This window comes from Verrucomicrobiia bacterium, assembly GCA_035629175.1.
Classification (GTDB): Bacteria; Verrucomicrobiota; Verrucomicrobiia; order Limisphaerales; family DASXHY01; genus DASXHY01.
Genome location: DASPIL010000096.1, coordinates 165521 through 185137 on the forward strand (window position 1 = coordinate 165521; position 19617 = coordinate 185137).

Annotated in this window: 12 protein-coding genes; all 12 read left to right on the top strand. The window is 58.1% G+C overall.

The features are described from left to right. The first annotated feature begins 9 nt into the window (after positions 1-9). The 12 genes from VEH04_17365 (at position 10) to VEH04_17420 (ending at position 19496) form a co-directional block, all read left to right on the top strand. Positions 10-513 carry an NADH-quinone oxidoreductase subunit J gene (locus VEH04_17365; protein ID HYG24550.1) on the top strand — a complete coding sequence of 168 codons (504 nt, stop codon included), beginning with the start codon at positions 10-12 and terminating at the stop codon, positions 511-513. Further along, on the top strand, positions 506-817 hold the full coding sequence (gene nuoK / locus VEH04_17370; GenBank protein HYG24551.1) for an NADH-quinone oxidoreductase subunit NuoK: 312 nt from the start codon (positions 506-508) through the stop codon (positions 815-817). Before VEH04_17365 ends, nuoK begins: the two co-directional genes overlap by 8 nt. Beyond that, entirely contained in the window at positions 814-2910 is a 2097-nt protein-coding gene (nuoL, locus tag VEH04_17375) for an NADH-quinone oxidoreductase subunit L (protein HYG24552.1), read from the top strand. The genes nuoK and nuoL overlap by 4 nt, the downstream gene beginning before the upstream one ends. Further along, positions 2907-4466 carry an NADH-quinone oxidoreductase subunit M gene (locus tag VEH04_17380; GenBank protein ID HYG24553.1) on the top strand — a complete coding sequence of 520 codons (1560 nt, stop codon included), beginning with the start codon at positions 2907-2909 and terminating at the stop codon, positions 4464-4466. Before nuoL ends, VEH04_17380 begins: the two co-directional genes overlap by 4 nt. 3 nt (positions 4467-4469) lie before the next feature. Then, the gene (locus VEH04_17385; protein HYG24554.1) at positions 4470-5987 is read left to right on the top strand and encodes an NADH-quinone oxidoreductase subunit M; all 1518 of its coding nucleotides are present in this window, start codon (positions 4470-4472) and stop codon (positions 5985-5987) included. Further along, on the top strand, positions 5984-7468 hold the full coding sequence (locus VEH04_17390) for an NADH-quinone oxidoreductase subunit N (protein HYG24555.1): 1485 nt from the start codon (positions 5984-5986) through the stop codon (positions 7466-7468). Before VEH04_17385 ends, VEH04_17390 begins: the two co-directional genes overlap by 4 nt. A gap of 61 nt (positions 7469-7529) precedes the next feature. Beyond that, positions 7530-10616 (top strand): zinc-dependent metalloprotease family protein, encoded by a 3087-nt coding sequence (locus VEH04_17395; protein ID HYG24556.1) that lies wholly within the window; start codon positions 7530-7532, stop codon positions 10614-10616. Positions 10617-10791: 175 nt separating this feature from the next. Next, positions 10792-12876, top strand: coding sequence for a hypothetical protein (locus tag VEH04_17400; protein ID HYG24557.1), 2085 nt, complete (start codon positions 10792-10794; stop codon positions 12874-12876). Between the two features lie 25 nt (positions 12877-12901). Next, positions 12902-14194, top strand: a complete 1293-nt coding sequence (locus VEH04_17405; protein HYG24558.1) for a glycosyl hydrolase family 8 — start codon at positions 12902-12904, stop codon at positions 14192-14194. Positions 14195-14204: 10 nt separating this feature from the next. Then, on the top strand, positions 14205-16358 hold the full coding sequence (locus VEH04_17410; GenBank protein HYG24559.1) for an alpha-glucuronidase family glycosyl hydrolase: 2154 nt from the start codon (positions 14205-14207) through the stop codon (positions 16356-16358). Positions 16359-16534: 176 nt separating this feature from the next. After that, positions 16535-17794, top strand: coding sequence for an endo-1,4-beta-xylanase (locus tag VEH04_17415; GenBank protein HYG24560.1), 1260 nt, complete (start codon positions 16535-16537; stop codon positions 17792-17794). A gap of 13 nt (positions 17795-17807) precedes the next feature. Next, the gene (locus VEH04_17420) at positions 17808-19496 is read left to right on the top strand and encodes a sialate O-acetylesterase (GenBank protein HYG24561.1); all 1689 of its coding nucleotides are present in this window, start codon (positions 17808-17810) and stop codon (positions 19494-19496) included. Positions 19497-19617: the final 121 nt, after the last annotated feature.

Genomic DNA, 19617 nt, shown 5'->3' on the forward strand with positions numbered 1-19617 from the left:
AGTGAAACCATGACACTCGGCTTTGCCATCATAGCAGCATTGATCATCGGATCCGCAGTTGCGGCGATGACGCTGCGGCATTTGATTCATTGCTCGCTCGCGCTCGTGGTTGCGTTTGCGGGATTGGCGGCTGTCTACCTGCAACTGCACGCGCAGTTCGTGGGCTTTGCGCAGTTGCTTGTGTATGTGGGCGCTGTCTCGATTCTTGTGGTGTTTGCCATTCTGCTGACTCGCAGTGGAGAGAATCGCGAGGAGAAGGTGTTCTCCACAAGCTGGGTGGCAGGTGTGGGAGTCGTCATCGGAGTGGCGGGTGTGCTGGTTTGGGCCGTCAGTCGCAGCGAGTTGACGAGGACTGCCGGCACGGTCGCGCCGACAGTCACTGTGCGTCAAATTGGCGAAGCATTGATGCATCGTTATGTTTTGCCGCTCGAAGTGATTGGACTTCTCCTGACCGCGGCGCTCATCGGAGCTGTGATCATTGCGATGCACGAAAAGGAGGCAGGACATGAGTGAGCTCGCGGGTTATCTGCTGCTTTCGTCATTTCTCTTCGCGATTGGTCTGGCGGGTGCCCTTACGCGCCGGAATTCGATCCTCGTGTTGATAGGCATTGAGCTGATGTTGAACGCCGCCAACCTGAATTTCATAGCCTTCTGGCGATTTGGCCCGAATCCGGAAGCGCTTGGCGGCGTGATGTTCGCGGTGTTTTCCATCGGCATAGCCGCGGCCGAGGCTGCAGTGGGGCTGGCGCTGATCATTTCCATTTACCGGCATTACCGGAGCGTGAACGTGGATGATGTTTCGAGTTTGAAGGGATGAGCTGGATTGTCAAAAACCTCTGGTTGATTCCCGCGCTTCCGGTTCTCGCCGCAGCGATCAGCGCGCTTGCGCCGCAGCGAGCGAAGAAGCTGTCCGCGTCGCTCGCCATCGGTTCAATGGCGGGGTCGTTTCTGCTGTCCTTGTGTGCATTTTTGCGCGCCATGGACCAGCCTGCCGGCGCGGCGCGCGAGGTGTTCCATTTCCCCTGGTTGCAATTCGCATCTGGTCAGAGCGGCGTCCTGCAGTTGGGCTGGGTGCTGGATCCGCTCACGGCGGTCATGCTGGTGATGGTCACGTTTGTTGGAACATTGATCTTCATTTACAGCGTTGGCTACATGGCGCACGACCAGAACTTCACACGGTTCTTTACGTTCCTCGCATTGTTTGCAGGCGCGATGCTCGGAGTGGTGATCGCGAACAGCCTGTTGCTGCTGTTCATCTGCTGGGAGCTCGTCGGCCTGACGTCGTACCTGTTGATCGGATTCTGGTATCACAAGCCGAGCGCGGCGGCGGCGGCCAAGAAGGCGTTTATTACAACCCGCATTGGCGACGTGGCGTTTCTGCTGGGAATGGTCTGGCTCTACTCGGCAACAGGCACGTTGCAGTTTTACACGGATAACGGGACGGGCTGCATGGAGCACACAGCGCTGGGCGCGCTCGTTTCCCAGACTACCGCAATTGGAATGGCGGTTTCGACCGCGATCGGGTTGCTGATCTTTTTTGGAGCGGTCGGCAAGTCCGGGCAGGTGCCGCTTCACGTGTGGCTGCCGGATGCGATGGAAGGCCCGACGCCTGTCAGTGCCTTGATTCATGCGGCCACAATGGTTGCGGCCGGAGTGTTTCTCGTGGCGCGCGTTTACCCGCTGATGAGCGTGGTTCCGGAGGGGAGCACCGCCGTGCCCGCTTCGTTGCAGGTGGTCACGTGGATCGGCGCCATCACCGCCGTGTTTGCGGCATCGATCGCGGTGGCGCAGAACGATATCAAGCGCATCCTCGCTTACTCAACGGTTTCACAGCTGGGTTACATGATGATGGGACTTGGAGTGGGCGGAGTCGCTGTCGGAATGTTTCACCTGATCACCCACGCATTCTTCAAGGCGCTGCTGTTCATGGGAGCTGGATCAGTCATCCATGGCTGTCACGATGAACAGGACATTCGGCGAATGGGAGGCCTTCGACAATTCATGCCTGTGACTTTTGTGACGTATGCGATTGGGATGATGGCTCTGGCAGGCGTGCCACTTTTGTTCTCAGGCTTCTGGAGCAAGGACGAAATCCTGCACGCCGCGCATGGCTGGCAAGTGTCGCACATTCCGTTTTACCTGGGGATTGCGGGTGCCTTGATGACGGCGTTCTACATGACGCGCCAGGTTGCCCTGGTGTTCTTCGGCACGAACCGCGGGGGCAGCCGCCATGCAGTTGAACCCAAGGGCAGTCACGCGAAAGGCCTCCACGCGAGCCATGCGGCGCCCCATGAAAGTCCGGCCGTCATGACCATGCCGCTGGTGATTCTGGCAGTGTGCGCAATCGTGCTCGGCTTCTTAGGCACTCCCGCCTGGCCGTGGTTTCAAACGTTCCTGACGGGCGCGCACACTGGATCCGGGTTCACGTCCGACGTGGTTACCCTCATGGTGGTATCTTCGGTGGTTGTTTTCATCGGCATTGGCCTCGGCTGGTGGTTTTATGGACGCAAGACCCTGCGGACCGCAGACCAGCCTGACGTTCTCGAAAAACTGAGGCCTGATTTCCACAAGGTGCTCGAGAACAAGTATTGGATCGACGAACTGTATGAACATTCGGTCATCGCGTTTAACGCGTGGTGGTCGCGGTTCTGTGATTTCCTGGACCGCTGGGTCTTCAGCGGCGTCGTGCAATTGCTGTCATATGGCATTGTGGGCTTGTCGTGGGTGAGCCGTGTTTTTGACGAATACGTGGTGAACCTTGGATTCGATGAGGGCTGTCGCCGGGTTGGCTTGGGCGGACGGCTTTTGTCGCGGCTGCAGGGCGGCCGCGTTCAAACCTATCTTCGGGTCATCGGCGCCGCATTGGTGGTGCTGGTGGTCTGGCTGCTTTGGGGGGGCCGGGGCTCATGACGGGAATGCCTCTGCTCACCTTGCTCACGCTGCTGCCGCTGGTTGGCGGTGTGCTCGTCATGGCCATCGGATCCGAGAACCGGAAGGCCGCCCGGCCGTTCAGCATCGGGATCAGCGCTGCCGTGCTGGCATTCACGCTCCTGTTGTTGAGCGCGTTCAATTCGGAATCCGGCGCATTCCAGTTCGAGGAGAAGCATCTTTGGATTCCCACGCTTGGGATTGAGTACCGGCTCGCCGTGGATGGATTGGGAATGATGATGCTCCTGCTGACATCCATTGTGACCCTGATGTCGATGGTCGCATCACGTGGAGTGACGGATCGTCCGCAGCTTTACTTTGGGCTCCTGTTATTCCTGCAGGCGGGGTTGATCGGAACGTTCACGGCGCTGAATTTCTTTCACTGGTTTGTCTTTTGGGAGCTGAGCCTGATCCCGGCTTTCTTCCTTGTGCGGCTGTGGGGCGGATCGCAGCGCGTCGCGGCGGCTGCGCAGTTCTTTGTTTACACCATCGTAGGCAGCATTGGATTGCTCCTCGCATTCCTTGCGCTGTTCCTCGGCACCGGCCATGTCTCGGATTTCACAGCGCTGGCTGCCCTGGCGCGCAGTGGAGAGTTGCTGCCGTCTGTCGCCGCGAGCCTGAACTGGGCGGGGCTCGACGCTGGGACGGTTGCGGCCCTGATTTTTGCCGGCGCGTTGCTTGGGTTTGCGGTCAAGGTGCCGCTGATGCCGTTTCACACGTGGCTTCCGGCCACCTACAGCGAAGCGCCATCGCCCATCACGATGCTGCTGACTGGAGTGATGTCGAAGATGGGCATGTATGGATTCCTCCGAATCCTGCTCCCCATTTTTCCGCAGCAACTGGAGCAATGGCGCACGCCACTCCTGGTGCTGGCAGTCATCACGATCGTTTTTTCAGCAAGTGCTGCGTTCGTGCAGCGCGATATCAAGCGAATGCTTGCGTATTCATCGATCAATCACCTGGGATACTGCATGCTCGCGGTGTTTGCAGTGGCAACGGCCGGATCCGGCGTGCCCCATCCTCCGTTGCAAAAGGCCGCCGCATTGAACGGAGCATTGCTGCAAATTTTTAATCACGGCCTCACAGCGGCGGCTTTGTTCTGGTTCGTGAGCCTGATCGAACAGCGGAGCGGCGGGGTCCGCGGCGTTGATGATTTTGGGGGGTTGCGGAAAGTGGCGCCGGTGTTCTGCGGACTCATGGGCATCGCGCTGTTTTCGTCGGTCGGATTGCCCGGCTTGAACGGCTTCGTTGGCGAGTTTCTGATTTTCAAGGGTGTATTTCCGTTGGCGATGTGTTCCGCCGCCTTCGCCGTGATCGGATTGCTGGCGACTGCGATCTTTATATTGACGCTGCTGCAGCGGGTATTCAATGGGCCGCTGAACGCGCGGTGGTCGAGTTTCCCGGACCTGACCACCCGCGAGCGCGTGCTGCTCGCGGTGCCGACCGGATTGATGTTCGTTCTGGGCATCTATCCACAACTGCTGCTCGGCATGTTCAATTCAACGGTGGTGCGGATTGTGAATGAACTGCCGTTCTGAGCCATGCTAGCCTGGACCATCTACATTTCGTTCGCCGGCGTGTTCGCCCTGATGCTCATGCCCGCGGGCAATGCGCGCGCGGCACGCGGGGTCGCGTTTGCAGCGGCCCTGGCCGGATTCGTGGTTGCGCTGCTCGGGTTCGCGCAGTTCAAGACGGGAACCATCGCGACCGTGGCGGACGCAGCCTGGATTCCAACGCTTGGAATTCGATACCAACTCGCCGCGGATGGTGTCAGCCTTACGCTGGTGTTGTTGACGGGGCTTGCGGCCGTGGCGGGAATGCTCTTTTCGTGGAACATCGAGCATCGGGCCAAGGAGTTCTTTGCATTCTACCTCGCGCTGATTGGCGGGGTGTATGGAGTGTTTCTGAGTTTCGATCTCTTCCTGCTGTTTGTGTTCTACGAGATTGCAATCATTCCCAAGTACTTCCTGATAGCGATTTGGGGATCGACGCGGCGAGAATACGGGGCGATGAAGCTGGCGCTGTATTCCTTTATTGGCAGCGCGATGGTGCTGGTGGGACTCGTGGCCGCGTATGTGGTTTCCGGCGCACACACGATGAGCCTCATCGAACTGGCGCAATACCCTTTCCCGCGCAATTTCCAAATGTGGGCCTTCCCGCTGGTCTTCGTCGGATTTGCAATCCTGGCCGGCATGTGGCCGTTTCACACCTGGGCGCCGACAGGCCATGTGGCCGCGCCGACCGCGGCTTCGATGCTGCTCGCGGGCGTGGTGATGAAGCTGGGCGCTTACGGCTGCCTCCGCGTTGCCATGACGTTGTTCCCGGAGGGCATGGCGCAATGGAATTTCAGCGTCCTTGGCTTTCAATCCTGGCGCGATGTCTTTGCCCTGCTTGCCGTCATCGGAATTGTTTATGGGGCAATGGTTGCACTCGTGCAGAAGGACTTCAAATTTGTGATTGGCTATTCCAGCGTCAGCCACATGGGCTTCGTGCTGCTGGGTTTGGTCACGCTCAATACGATCGGATTGAGCGGTGCCGTGTTGCAGATGTTTTCGCACGGGGTCATCGCGGGCCTGCTGTTCGCTGTTGTCGGAAGGATGGTTTATGAACGCGCGCACACTCGCGAATTGCCCTTGCTCGAGGTGATGCGCCTGTCGCGCGCGATGCCGTTTGCGGCTGTTACGTTTGTGATCGCGGGAATGGCTTCGATGGGGCTGCCTGGCTTCAGCGGATTCATCGCAGAACTGCAGGTTGTGATCGGCGCGTGGAAGGCGTATCCGGTTTTCGCGCTGATCACCGGCATTGGCATTCTCATCGGCGTGGCCTATACGCTGCGCGCCATGCAGAAGGCGTTCTTTGGAGACTCCGACGACGCTCAGGGGAAGCCCGTCGTCCACGAACCGATGGAGCCCATCACGGTGCCGGAACGCCTGGGTGCAGTGTTGTTGATTGGCGCTTCATTGATCGTGGGCGTTTATCCGCATGTGTTGTTGCGCGTGATTGTTCCGAGTTTTGATTCGCCGCTGTTTCAATGGATTCAGAGGGGAGGCGCACAATGAGCTACTTTGAGCTGCTCAAACTGGCGCTGCCAGAAACGATCGTGGCGGCAGCTGCGCTTGCGGTGTTGCTTGGAGATTTCTGGATGCGCGACCTGGCGCCGCGATCACGGCGGTTGCTGGGAGCCATGATTGCGGCGGTTGGCTGCGGCGTCGCAATGGCGTGGATGTTGATCAGCACTGGGCAGACGAATGTCTTGGAGGGGATTTTCATCGCCGATCCGTTGACGCGAATTGTGAAGATCGGGATCCTCATCCTGACGGTATTCACCATCTTGTTATCGATTGACACCGGCTTCACGCCGCATATCGGCGAGTATTTCGCCCTTATCCTTCTCGCAACCGTGGGCATGATGTTCCTGGTCAGCTCCGAGGATATCCTGATGATTTTTGTGGCGCTGGAACTGACGAGTCTTTCGCTCTACATCCTCACCGCGTTCAACAAGCGCAACATCAAGTCTGCAGAGGCGGCGTTGAAGTATTTCCTTTTTGGCGGAATGGCAGCGGCGTTCACGCTGTTCGGATTGAGTTTGGTCTACGGTTTCTCGGGCTCGACGACGCTTTCCGTGATCGCATCCGGTTTGGCTGGAAAGGGGGGAGACCCGCTTTTGGTGGTTGCGATTGTGATGGTTGTTGTTGGTTTTGCATTCAAAGTCGCCGCTGTCCCATTTCACCTCTGGGCGCCGGACGCCTACGAAGGTGCGCCTGTTCCCAGCGCGGCTTTCATCGCATCGGGATCGAAGGTCGCAAGCTTCTTTGTCCTCGCGAAAATAATGATGGTTGGGTTCGAAACCGTGGAGGGCAGTGGCGCGTGGCGGCAGTTTGTAACCGGCTGGGCGCCTCTGATTGCGATCCTCGCGGCGTTGTCGATGATCCTGGGCAACCTCGCTGCCATTGCGCAGACGAGCGTTCGCAGATTGATTGCCTACTCGGCAATCGCGCACGCAGGCTACGCGCTCCTTGGAGTCGTGAGCGATCCCGGCGCCGGGGTTCCTGCGTTGATTTATTATGTCCTGACCTATGGATTAACGACCGTGGGCGCCTTTGGTGTGGTCGCAGTGGTGGAGCAGGGGACAGGTGCGGATCGGCTGGTCAATTTCGCCGGGTTGAGCCGCCGTTCGCCCGTCGCTTCATTCTGCATGTTCATTTTCATGTTGTCCCTGGCCGGCATTCCACCGCTGGCCGGATTCTTCGGCAAGTTCTACGTCTTCGCCGCGGTCCTGCAGAGCGATCCCAACCTCGGACTTCTCTGGCTCGTGGTGCTGGCCATCGCGATGAGCGCGGTGTCGTTGTACTACTATCTGCAGGTGCTGAAGCAAATTTATGTCGCGGAACCTGGTGCCGATGCGGTCGCGTTTCCCGTCTCGCCTTTACGCCAGACCGTGCTGATTCTCCTTGCCCTCGGCGTTGTGATCCTGGGTTGCGCACCCTCGCTCCTGCTGCAGCCCCTGGCGAATGCAGTCGAGGCAATTGCCGGGCATTGAAGGGCGCTCTGCGTCCTGAATTCCCCTCGTTTTTTTGTGGAGGACGCCGATAGAATGCGACATGCATAAACCGCCTTTTTTAATGCGGCCAGGCGAACTTTTCCAGGCAGCGCGCTGGTTTGCTTTGGCGTTTTCCCTCGTTTGTTTGGGCAGGTTGACCCCCGACGCGGTGGCACAGGCAGAGGCGCAGTCGGTGTGGACCCGGGCGAGCGGTGATGCATCCACGAATACGGCGGAACGGTGGGTGAGCCCGGCAAAGGGCACGTTGTTTTCCCGGAACGCCGGCATCTCAAACGCAGAGGCTGCAAAGGCGCGCGCCGCCGGGCCGGGTGGCTCCGGTGAGGTTGGTACGGAGGTGGTTTTGCCGATGCCAGATGGCACGCTGCAACGATTCACCGTCGTTGAAGTTGCGACGATGGAGCCTGAACTTGCCGCGAGATTTCCTGAATTGAAGACGTACGCAGGGCAGGGGGTGGATGATCCGACCGCGACCGTTCGATTGAACCAGTCGCCGTTCGGTTTGCATGCGCAGGTGCTGTCGGCAGGGGGCGCGGTTTACGTGGATCCCGCTTATCGCGGCAATACTGACCTGCACATCAGCTACTACAAACGCGATTACCCAATGCCCTTCCCGATGCAATGCATTTCGGAGCCGAATGTTCAAGCGGCCGAACCGGACAGCGGTTCGCCTGAAGATGCGCAACGAACGATGTTCGGCGCAAATTTGAGGACGTTCCGGCTCGCAGTCGCGGCCACGGGGGAGTACACGCAGTTTTTCGGCGGAACAGTCAGCAACGCGATGGCTGCAATCGTCACCGCAATCAATCGCATCAATGGGCTGTTCGAACGCGAGTTCGCGGTGCGGCTGGTGCTGGTTGCCAACAACCATCGGATCATTTACACGAGCGGAGCCTCTGACCCTTATTCGAACAACAACGGGTCAGCGATGCTCGCGCAAAACCAGAACAATCTGACTGCGGAGATTGGCGCGGCCAATTACGACATTGGCCACGTTTTCAGCACGGGCGGGGGCGGGATTGCGACGATGCGCTCCGTTTGCACATCGACAATAAAGGCACGTGGAGTTACGGGATTGCCCACCCCGACAGGCGACGCTTTTTACATCGATTTCGTGGCGCACGAGATGGGACATCAATTCGGAGCCGATCATACGTTCAACGCGGAAACCGACGGATGTGGCGGGCAGCGCGCGGCGAATGCAGCGTTCGAGCCGGGCAGCGGTTCGACCATCATGGCCTATGCGGGAATTTGTTATCCGAACGATGTGCAGAATGCGAGCGACGCCTACTTTCATGCTGGCAGCCTCGATCAGATCCGGCAGTTCCTTTCGTCGGTTGCGTGCGGCACGACCACCGCCACGGGGAATGGCGCACCTGTTGTAAGCACTCCCGGCAGCTTTTCGATTCCTGCGCAGACACCGTTTGTGCTCGAAGCGGCCGCATCCGATCCAAACGGCGATGCGTTGACGTTCTGCTGGGAACAATTGGATGCGGGCGGATATTCCGACAACCTGAGCGATCCTGACCTTGGGTATAATCCGTTGTTCCGATCGCTGCCGCCGACGAATGTTCCCGTCCGCTATTTTCCAAAATTGAGCAGCGTGCTGGCCAACACGAATTGGAACCAGGAGCGATTGCCTGGCACGACTCGAACGCTCACGTTTCGAGTCACCGCGCGCGACAATCGAGCGGGCGGTGGTGGCGTTGCTGATGCGGATATGCAGGTGAACGTGATCGGATTTGCAGGGCCCTTTGTTGTCACTTCGCCGCAGGCCGCCGTCGCCTGGACGGGGGAACAGACGGTGATCTGGGACGTGGCGGGCACGGCCGACAGCCCGATTAATGCGAGCGGCGTCAACATCCGGCTGTCAACCGATGGCGGACAAACGTTTGCCTATCTGCTGGCAACCAATGTGCCGAACACAGGGGCATGCGTGGTATCCTTGCCTGACGTCTCGACATCGCAAGCACGCATCAAGGTGGAGGCAGCGGGCAACATTTTCTACGATATTTCCGAGGGTGACTTTACGGTGATTCCACAAACGCCCGTGATGAGCGTTGTTGCGCTGAACCCAACTGTTGAATCCTGCGTCCCGGCAAATGGAGCCATTGATGCGTTTGAATCCGTGACTGCCGAGCTCGTTCTCGAAAACATTGGAGGCGGACCGGCACTGAATCTCAACGTGTCATTGCTCACAACCAACGGCATCCAGGCGTTGAGCGGCGTCCAAGCGTATGGCACGGTGGCGCCCGGCGAAAGTGTGGCACGTTCGTTCACCTTTGTTGCTGCCGGCGCGTGCGGCGGCGTCATTACTGCCGTATTCGCAGTGAATGATGGAGCCCAGAGCCTCGGCGTCGTGACACAGCAGGTTGTGCTGGGTCAGCTGACTCTGCAGACAAACGTATTCAGCAACATGGACGGAATCGTTCTGGCCGATGGCCTGGGTAGTCCGTATCCATCGACCATCGTGGTTTCAGGCATTGAGGGTTCAGTATTCCACGCGACAGTTTCCGTGCTGGGCCTTTGGCATACGTGGCCGTCGGACATTGATGCTGTGCTGGTGGGTCCCGGCGGACAGAGCGTTAAACTCATCTCCGATTCGGGCGGCGGTTTCGAAGTCAACGGAATCGATCTCGTATTCCACGACACAGGAGATCTTCTTCCCAAGACGAGCCGGATTTTTTCGGGAACCTACCGGCCAACGGATCATACAGGCAACCATCCGGACAATTTCGCCGGGAATCCACCCGAGCCTTTTGGCGCGACCCTTGCCCCGTTGCTGCAGTCGCCGAACGGGGCATGGGCCTTGCATGTGCTCGACCAATACGAGGTCGATGGCGGGTTTATACAGGGGTGGAATGTGACCATTGTGACGTCCAACCTCGTTTGCTGCAGTACGATCGCGGCACCTGCATTCACGAGCACGACAGTGTCGAACAATGTAATTCGGTTGAACTGGAGCGCAGTTCCGGGCGCGCAGTATCAGGTTCAATATCGGACCAACCTGACGACAGGCAGCTGGATGAATCTCGGCGCGCCTTTGTCGGGTGCCGGCAATCAACTCACGTTCACCAACTCCACGGGTTCCGATCCGATGCGGCTTTACAGGGTTGTCATCCAACCTTGACGCCAGGCAGCCACGCGGCGTCCGTATCGCAGGCAAGTTGCCGCGCTCGCGCTGCGGTCCAACGAGACGGCTCGGGACATACTGTTTTCATACGACATTCGTCGTATATCAGCGGTGGAATGCCTTCTGTAGCTTTCGCGCACACACTCAATGTATTGGCTGCGCCCGTCTATTCATGCCGAAAGCCGCGATTCATCTTACTCCATCGGCAGTTACATTCCCAAGCATTGCAGGCCGTTTGCTTCTCGGTGCTGCTTTGCTGACTGCGACGATTCAGTCAGTCGACGGCGCCGATTCCTCAGTGACGTTCGAAGCCGAGTCGGGTCAGTTGGGTTCGGATCTCGCACAAGAAACGGCAGGCGAGGTTCATTACATCCATCCGTCAACGGATCGAATCAATCCTGGGAATCCCGGCAGCCCTTCTCGCGTTGGTACCTATACTGTGACGTTTCCAGCCCCGGCGGTTTACGAGCTTTACGCACGAATGCGTGTCGGGCCGGATGCACCAAATGACGACAGCCTTTTTTACGGGAATAGTTTTGGGGCAAAATCCCCGGTGAGCGATGCTGATTGGGTGACGGTGAATGGGTTGGGAGCCGCAGGCTTCACGGACGGTTCCTCCATCGTGACGGGCGGAGGCCAAGCGGGAGCCAACGTCTGGAAATGGGTGAACCTCTCGCAGTTCACTGGCCGAAATGGATTCCCGGTGAGTTCGACCAACCTGACACAGAGCTTCCAGATCGGCGCGCGCGAGGATGGTCTTCAAATCGACAAATTCGTGTTCGGGATGGCGGGTGTGCAATACACCGTGGCAAACCTGGATTCCGCGGCAGACGGATTCCTGCCCCCAGCGTCAGCACAGTTGAACTGGAATGATCTCCGCCAGCAAATCGACGGATTCGGAGGAGGCGTGGTGTTCCTGAATGACGGATCAATGCTCAACAATGCGAATGCCGACACATTGTTCAAAATGGATGCGCCGAATCGCCTCGGCCTCACGCTGCTGCGGGTGCGAGTGGAGCCGAACAACAATTGGTCGAACAGCGTGGGTGCCTGGAACGGCAGTGTTAATGAGGCGAAACTTGCCCGTGCGCGCGGCGCCGGTGTGCTCGCGTCCCCCTGGACGCCGCCCGCGGGATTGAAGACGACGACCAACATTGTCGGAGGTTCCCTAAAGCTGGAGCACTACCGCAGCTACGGCCGGTACTTGGAAAAGTATGCCAGCAACATGCTTGCGAATGGCGTGCCGCTAAGTGCGATCTCAATCCAGAACGAGCCAGATTGGGATCCCGATTACGAGGGTTGCGTCTGGACGGGAACACAGTTGCGCAATTTTTTCCACACCAATGCGGGCGTCATCAAAAGCGCCCCGGTGATGATGCCGGAGTCGCTGGGTTTCAACTTCGCGCTGTCCGATCCGTCGCTCAACGATCCCATTGCTGTCACGAACATCGCGCTGATCGGCGGCCACCTGTACGGTTTCCCAAACATCGTTCCCTATTCGAACGCGCTGAATAAAGGGAAGCGGGTCTGGCAGACTGAATATCTCGTCAACGACCAGACGATGGAAACCTCGATCCAGACGGCAAAGCAAATTCACGACTGCCTGACTGGCGGAAGAATGAGCGCCTACATCTGGTGGAAATGCCTTGGCAACGTGAATGGCCTGTTGAGCGCTTCGGGCGTCGTGCAGCGGCGCGGCTACGTGATGGCGCAGTTCAGCCGGTTCGTGAGGCCGGGTCATGTTCGAATAGGTGAATCCAATTCCGGATCGGGTGCGGTGAGCGCGTACCGAAACATCACCAACAACCAGTTCACCATCATTGCAATTAACACCTACGGTTTGCCGCTCCAACAAAATTTCCAGCTGACGAACTTTCCAGCGGCGGTCATGTTGAAACCCTGGATTACCTCGGCAAGCCAGTCCCTCACGGCGCTGTCCGAATTCAGCGTAACGAACGGGTCCTTCCATTACACGCTGCCGCCGAACAGCATCGTTTCGTTTGCGGGAGCCGCTCCAATCGTGCAGCCGCTGATCAGCGATATCGAGATCTCCGGCACCGAACTCATATTGAAGGGTGCGAACGGGAACGCACCAGGAACTGAATTTCACACTCTCACCTCAACAAACCTGGAAACGCCGCTGAAAAGCTGGACGATCCTGTCGACGAATCAGCTCGGGCATGGAGGAACATTTCGGGTGACGAATATTTTTGACGCCAGCGAAACGGCGAGATTTTTCCTGATGCGACTGCCCTAGTTGAAACAATTCCGAATACATCGTCATGAATGCACATTTTCTCTCGGTGCCCTGCCGCTGGTTTTGCGGCCTGGCATGTGTCGGTTTGTTGATGAATGCGGCGGCGGCGGACAATGGGGAGAGTGCCGACGGCAACGGCGCGTATGTGACGAAAAAGTATCGGAACCTGTTTGCGGAACTCGGAAAATCGCCCCTGGAAATTCGGGGGAAGATTGATTCAGCTTTCCAGCAACTGTTCCATGGCGATCCCGCCAATCAAGCCGTGTATTACGAGGCAGGAACCAACGAGAACGGGAGGCTGGCATTTGTCACGGACATCAAGCATCGCGACGTGCGGTCGGAAGGCTTGTCATACGGCATGATGATATCCGTTCAACTCGATAAAAAAGCGGAGTTCGATGCGATTTGGAATTGGTCGAAGACTTACCTGTATGTCAGCGAAACCAATCATCCGTCTTACGGCTTCTTCGCATGGCAGGCGCGGACCAACGGCGTTCGTATGAGCCAGTTCGTGGCGCCCGATGGAGAGGAATACTATGTGATGGCACTGTACTTTGCCGCGCATCGATGGGGCAATGGAAAGGGCATCTACGACTACAAGGCACAGGCCGATGAACTGCTGTCGCGCCTTCTGCATCGGCCCGTGATCGCGGGACAGATCCCGTGGCGCGGGAACACGCGGACGGTGAAGGGAGGGCCCTTGTTCGATCGCGAACACAAGATGGTGCTGTTCACGCCGAGCGATGAGCGATCCCGGTTCAGCGATCCATCGTACCATTTGCCGGCGTTTTATGAACTCTGGTCGCGCTGGGGGCCAAACGAGGATTCAAAGTTCTGGATGGAAGCGGCAGCTGTCAGCAGGGATTATTTTGTCAAAGTCACCCATCCGGAAACGGGATTGAATCCCTGCTACGCGAACTTTGACGGATCATTGGTCCCAACACATGGCAGTTACAGCACGAACTTCAGCTACGATGCCTTTCGCACGGCAGGCAATTGGGCCATGGACTGGTCGTGGTGGGGCAAGGACCCGCGCCAGAAGGAATTGAGCGACCGCTTGCAGGCGTTTTTTGAGTCGCAGGGAACCAACTATGGATGCGTGTTCACTCTGGATGGAAAGAGGCTCGAGGAACGTCACGCACAGGGATTGGTGGCCATCAACGCTGTCGCAAGCCTTTCAGCCGCGCATCCGCGGGCGAAGAAGTTTGTTGAGGAACTGTGGAACACGGAAACGCCTGACGGGTTGGAGCGTTACTACGAAGGGCTGTTGTATATGATGGCGTTGCTGCATTGTGGCGGCGAGTTTCGGATTTGGTGAAAACGGCCTGATGACACATCGGTTCATGAATATTTCCCGAAGAGAGTTTGTTGCAGCGAGTCTCGCCAGCGTTGCGGGCCTCTATGTTGGCGGATGCGCGACAGATGGCGATGGCCGCGCCGCTGCTGCGGCGCTTCCGGACGAGGACGGCTACAAGCTGTGGCTGAGGTATGAACCGCTCCGTCCGATGCTTCGAAATTACCGCCAGGTCGTGCGGCAGATTCGGGTCGATGGGAATTCTGCAACGGCTGGTGTCATCCGCGACGAACTTGCCATGGCGCTGTCATCGATGCTGGAACAGAACATTCCTGTTATAAAATCAGCACCTGGGCAGGGTGCGATTGTGGTGGGAACCCCCGCGGGTTCGGCATTCGTTCGCCATTTAAATTGGAATGCTGAATTGGCCGGCGTCGGCGCTGAGGGGTTTTTGATTCGTTCCATTCGATCAAACAACCGCCACGTGACTGTGATTGCAGCCAATCAGGACATCGGCGCGCTTTATGGGGTCTTCCATTTCTTGCGCCTGATGCAAACGGGATCGCGCCTGGGTGATCTCAACATCCAGGAGAGCCCAGCGCTTCAGCTGCGTCTCATGAATCATTGGGATAATCCGAACGGCACTATTGAGCGCGGCTACGCTGGCCGGTCGCTCTGGCAGTGGAATGAACTGCCACGGACGCCAAGCTCGCGATACAAGGACTACGCGCGTGCCTGTGCCTCGATTGGAATGAACGGGTCAGTGGTGAACAACGTCAACGCCGATCCGCGCATCCTGACGGGAGAATGGCTTCGCAAAGTGGCTGCCCTGGCGGATGTGTGGCGGCCGTATGGAATTCGAACCTACGTGAGCGCCAACTTCGCGGCCCCCGTGCGCGTAGGTGGTTTGACAACAGCGGATCCACTGGACCCGGCCGTGATCACCTGGTGGAAGGCCAAGGCCGACGAAATCTACGGGCTGATTCCGGACTTCGGTGGCTTCCTCGTCAAGGCGAACTCAGAGGGGCAGCCAGGTCCGAAGACTTACGGGCGGACCCACGCCGAGGGTGCGAACGTCCTTGCCGACGCGCTCGCGCCTCACAAGGGGAATGTCATGTGGCGGGCATTTGTTTATGACGAGGACGTGGACCCCGACCGCGCCAAACGGGCCTACATCGAGTTTATGCGTCTCGATGGAAAGTTCCGCCCCAATGTCGCCATCCAGGTGAAGAACGGTGCCATCGACTTTCAACCGCGCGAACCGTTTCACCCGCTTTTTGGCGCCATGAAGCACACGCCTGTCATTGCCGAAATCCAGGCGACGCAGGAATACCTCGGCCAGGCACGGCATCTCGTTTACCTGGGAACGATGTGGAAGGAGTTCCTGGACGCCGACACACATGCGCACGGCAGCGGTTCCACAGTGGCCAGTGTGCTTTCGGGCAAGGCGGAGCCAAGCCGCATCACGGGCATGGTTTCCGTTGTAAATCCCGGGCTCGATCGCAACTGGTGCGGACATCACTTCTCCCAGTCCAACTGGTATGCGTCCGGACGTCTGGCATGGAATCCGAAACTCGCGGCCGGTGCAGTGGCGGAGGAATGGACGCGGATGACGTTCACGAATGATGAGAAAACGGTTGCAGTGATTCGTGACATGATGATGTCGTCGCGGGAGACCTTTGTGAACTACACGATGCCACTAGGACTCCATCATTTAATAGGCGGCGATCATTACGCTCCCATGCCCTGGAATAATCGCGCGCCGAGGGAGGACTGGACCGCAACCTATTACCATCAGGCGTCGGAGCAGGGGATTGGATTCGATCGCACCCGGCGAGGAAACGGCGCGGTGGAACAATACTTCCAGCCTGTCTGCGACGAGTTCGATGACGTTGCGCGATGCCCGGAAAAGTTCCTGCTCTGGTTTCATCGATGCGGTTGGGAGCATCGGATGCGTTCAGGAAAAACCCTTTGGGACGAACTGTGCGCACACTATCACGCGGGAGCGAGTCAGGCAGCGGTCTTGCAACAGACTTGGGATTCACTCAGGGGAAACGTCGATGCTCAACGCCACAGGGAAGTTGCTGAGCGCCTGACGATCCAGGTGACGGATGCGGCAAAGTGGCGGGACCAGATCCTGGAGTATTTCGCGCGCTTCAGTAAGCGGGCTGTTCCCCGTCCCGCATGAACGTCGCGTGAATTCCAGTTTTAACGCCCGCGGCATATGACACTCGTCGTATTCAGGGGTGCGTGCGTTTTGGATAGTTTGCGATGGCCGCACGGTTCCCATGTAATCGATGAGACCGTCCAGGCGTCCAACTCGGCACCACTTGCAGGTTCGCGGCGGCAGATAAATAGAATGTTATGAAGATTCAATCGTGTTTTGGCGGCTGGCTGGTGATGTTCGCGGTGGCGATGGATGCAGGAGGGGCGGCAGCTCAGGCGGCCGGCCAGCAAACGCTGAAAGAGGCTTACAAAAATCATTTCCTTGTAGGCGTCGCAATCAATCGGCCGACGGCCATGGGCAATGATGCTCCCGCGAACAATGTAAACCGCACGCTCGAGCAGGTGCGCCAGGACACAAGCGTGGTGCTGGAGCAATTCAATCAGCTGGCCCCGGAGAATGATCTGAAGTGGGAAATGATTCATCCCAGGGAAGGCTCAAACGGCTATGAGTTCGGCCCTGCCGACGCTTTCGTGGAATTTGGGGTGAGGCATCAGATGTATCTTGCCGGTCACACGCTGGTCTGGCATTCGCAGACGCCTGATTGGGTCTTTCGGGGAACCAATCCGCCGCCCGCGCTGGCGAATGCAGCATCGAGTTCAAACACGCAGGCCGGGGCGACACTGCCTCGCCGGCGTTTTGGAGGGTCGCGCGGATACAGCGGACCACGAGCGTCGCGGGAGGAATTGCTGGCGCGGATGCGCGAACACATTCACACCGTCGTTGGCCGCTACAAGGGCAAGATCCAATGCTGGGACGTCGTGAATGAGGCTATTTCTGATGCCGGAACAAACGTGCTTCGCAACTCGCTGTGGCTTGAGATCATTGGCCCGGATTTCATCGCAAAAGCATTCGAGTATGCTCACGAGGCTGATCCGAAGGCGATCCTTCGCTACAATGATTACGGACTCGAGAATCCGGCCAAACGCCAGAAGTTGATCAGTCTCATCAAATCCCTCCAGGCGCAGGGAGTTCCTGTCCATGCAATCGGTTCGCAGACGCATGTTACCGCATCGCGGCCGAGTTATGAGGACATGGACCGGACGCTTACTGAACTGGCGTCCCTCGGCCTTCCGGTTCACATTACCGAACTGGACGTCAACGGCGCGCAGGGTGGCCAGGCGAGTACGAGCGCCGACATCTCCGAGAGCGCCGGACGCACGCAGGGCGGGCTTGTGGACGACGCAAACCGCCGGCTGGCGGAGCAATACGCGAACCTCTTCAAGCTGTTCATAAAGCATCGGGATCATGTGAAGATGGTTACGTTTTGGGGTGTAAACGACGCGGTGTCCTGGAGGGCGAACGGCAAGCCGCTCCTTTTCGATGGAAGCAACAGGCCAAAACCGGCGTTCGACAGCGTGATCCGGGTGGCTGCCGAGGCAAACCCGACTGTGCAGTAATCCAAAACGATCCATGAAATTCCAATCATTGTTGCTTGCAGGCACCCTGCTCGGTGCTCTTCCGTGCGCGGCTCAGGACACAAACCTGTTTGTCTTCCTGTGCTTCGGCCAATCGAACATGGAGGGCTTTCCAGGACTCGAGGAACAAGACCGGCTTGGAGTCGACGACCGGTTCCGGATGCTCGCGGCAGTCGACTTCCCCCGGCAGGAGAGGAAGAAAGGGAATTGGTATTCCGCAGTGCCGCCGCTCTCGCGTCCTTCCGCAGGACTCGGGCCTGCCGACTACTTCGGCCGGACGCTTGTTTCGAATCTTCCGCCGCATATCAAAGTCGGCGTCGTCAACGTTTCGGTCGGCGGATGCAAGATTGAATTGTTTGAGAAGGAATCGTTCGAGTCCTACGCGGCGGCCGCACCGAATTGGATGACAAACGTGATTGCGATGTACGGCGGCAATCCTTATCAACGTCTCGTTGAGATGGCGAAGCTCGCTCAGAAGGACGGCGTGATCAAAGGCATCCTGCTGCACCAGGGCGAATCCAATACGGGCGACCGTGACTGGCCGCGCAAGGTCCAGGGCGTGTATTCGAATCTGCTGAATGATCTTGGGCTGAAGGCAAATGAAGTGCCGCTGCTTGCCGGCGAAGTCGTTGGTGCGGACCAGAACGGGAGGTGCGCAAGCATGAACGATATCATTGGTGAGTTGCCAAAGACGATTTCAACGGCGCATGTCATCTCGTCCAAGGGATGTCAGGCGCTTTCCGATCACCTTCATTTTTCTCCGGCGGGCTACCGCGAATTGGGGAGGCGCTACGCTGAAACGATGCTGCAATTGCTGGGCGGCACCAATAGGGCGGGCACCGCGGCGCGTGCAGCAGCGTCCGAGCCGCGCGAGCCACGGCGGCGAGGACGAGCCATTGTCCTGGACGAGGACGACAAGCCGGCCTTCGAAGAGCCTTCATCCGCCATTGTAGCCCGGCGTGAAAATGTCGTCCGCGGCAAAATGGAGATGGTCGAGTATGATTCCAAAACCGTTGGCACCCGGCGACGGATGCAGGTTTATACGCCGCCTGGCTACTCTGGCGAAAAGAAGTATCCCGTCCTGTATCTTTTGCACGGCATTGGTGGCGACGAGACAGAATGGCAGCGGTTTGCGACGCCTGATGTACTTTTCGACAACCTGATTGCCGATGGCAAGGCGGTGCCCATGATTGTCGTCATGCCGAACGGTCGCGCGCAGAAGAACGATCGTGCCGAGGGAGATGTATTTGCTTCAGCCCCGGCGTTTGGAGTTTTTGAGAAGGACCTGCTCGAGGATGTGATTCCTGCGATTCAGTCGCGCTACAGTACCTTAACAAATCGCGAAAACCGGGCGCTGGCCGGCCTTTCCATGGGAGGCGGACAGTCACTGAACTTCGGCCTGAAACACCTGGATCAGTTCGCCTGGGTTGGCGGGTTTTCTTCCGCCCCAAATACCAGGCCGCCTTCCGAGCTTCTGCCCGATCCGGACCTGGCAAAGGCGAAACTCAAACTGCTCTTTCTGTCCTGCGGCAATCAGGATGGCCTCATGAATATCAGCCAGGGAATGCATCGTTATCTGAAGCAGCACAGCGTTCCGCACATCTGGCATGTCGACACTCATGGCCACGACGCGACTCATTGGCGGAACAGCCTTTTTCATTTCGCCCAAAAGCTGTTTCGTTGAGGCGGATTCGCAGCCGGCACAAATACTTTGTCACGAAGTCAGGGCCGGTCGATTGCCGAACAGATGAGGGGCCGTCGCGGCGGCACAGCACGCACCCGATTGTGGGTGCTCGCAACTAACC

Excerpts from the sequence above, each read along its gene's own strand:
- VEH04_17365 (HYG24550.1), top strand. The coding sequence starts at position 10 with ATGACACTCGGCTTTGCCATCATAGCAGCATTGATCATCGGATCCGCA.
- nuoK (HYG24551.1), top strand. The coding sequence starts at position 506 with ATGAGTGAGCTCGCGGGTTATCTGCTGCTTTCGTCATTTCTCTTCGCG.
- nuoL (HYG24552.1), top strand. The coding sequence starts at position 814 with ATGAGCTGGATTGTCAAAAACCTCTGGTTGATTCCCGCGCTTCCGGTT.
- VEH04_17380 (HYG24553.1), top strand. The coding sequence starts at position 2,907 with ATGACGGGAATGCCTCTGCTCACCTTGCTCACGCTGCTGCCGCTGGTT.
- VEH04_17385 (HYG24554.1), top strand. The coding sequence starts at position 4,470 with ATGCTAGCCTGGACCATCTACATTTCGTTCGCCGGCGTGTTCGCCCTG.
- VEH04_17390 (HYG24555.1), top strand. The coding sequence starts at position 5,984 with ATGAGCTACTTTGAGCTGCTCAAACTGGCGCTGCCAGAAACGATCGTG.
- VEH04_17395 (HYG24556.1), top strand. The coding sequence starts at position 7,530 with ATGCATAAACCGCCTTTTTTAATGCGGCCAGGCGAACTTTTCCAGGCA.
- VEH04_17400 (HYG24557.1), top strand. The coding sequence starts at position 10,792 with ATGCCGAAAGCCGCGATTCATCTTACTCCATCGGCAGTTACATTCCCA.
- VEH04_17405 (HYG24558.1), top strand. The coding sequence starts at position 12,902 with ATGAATGCACATTTTCTCTCGGTGCCCTGCCGCTGGTTTTGCGGCCTG.
- VEH04_17410 (HYG24559.1), top strand. The coding sequence starts at position 14,205 with ATGACACATCGGTTCATGAATATTTCCCGAAGAGAGTTTGTTGCAGCG.
- VEH04_17415 (HYG24560.1), top strand. The coding sequence starts at position 16,535 with ATGAAGATTCAATCGTGTTTTGGCGGCTGGCTGGTGATGTTCGCGGTG.
- VEH04_17420 (HYG24561.1), top strand. The coding sequence starts at position 17,808 with ATGAAATTCCAATCATTGTTGCTTGCAGGCACCCTGCTCGGTGCTCTT.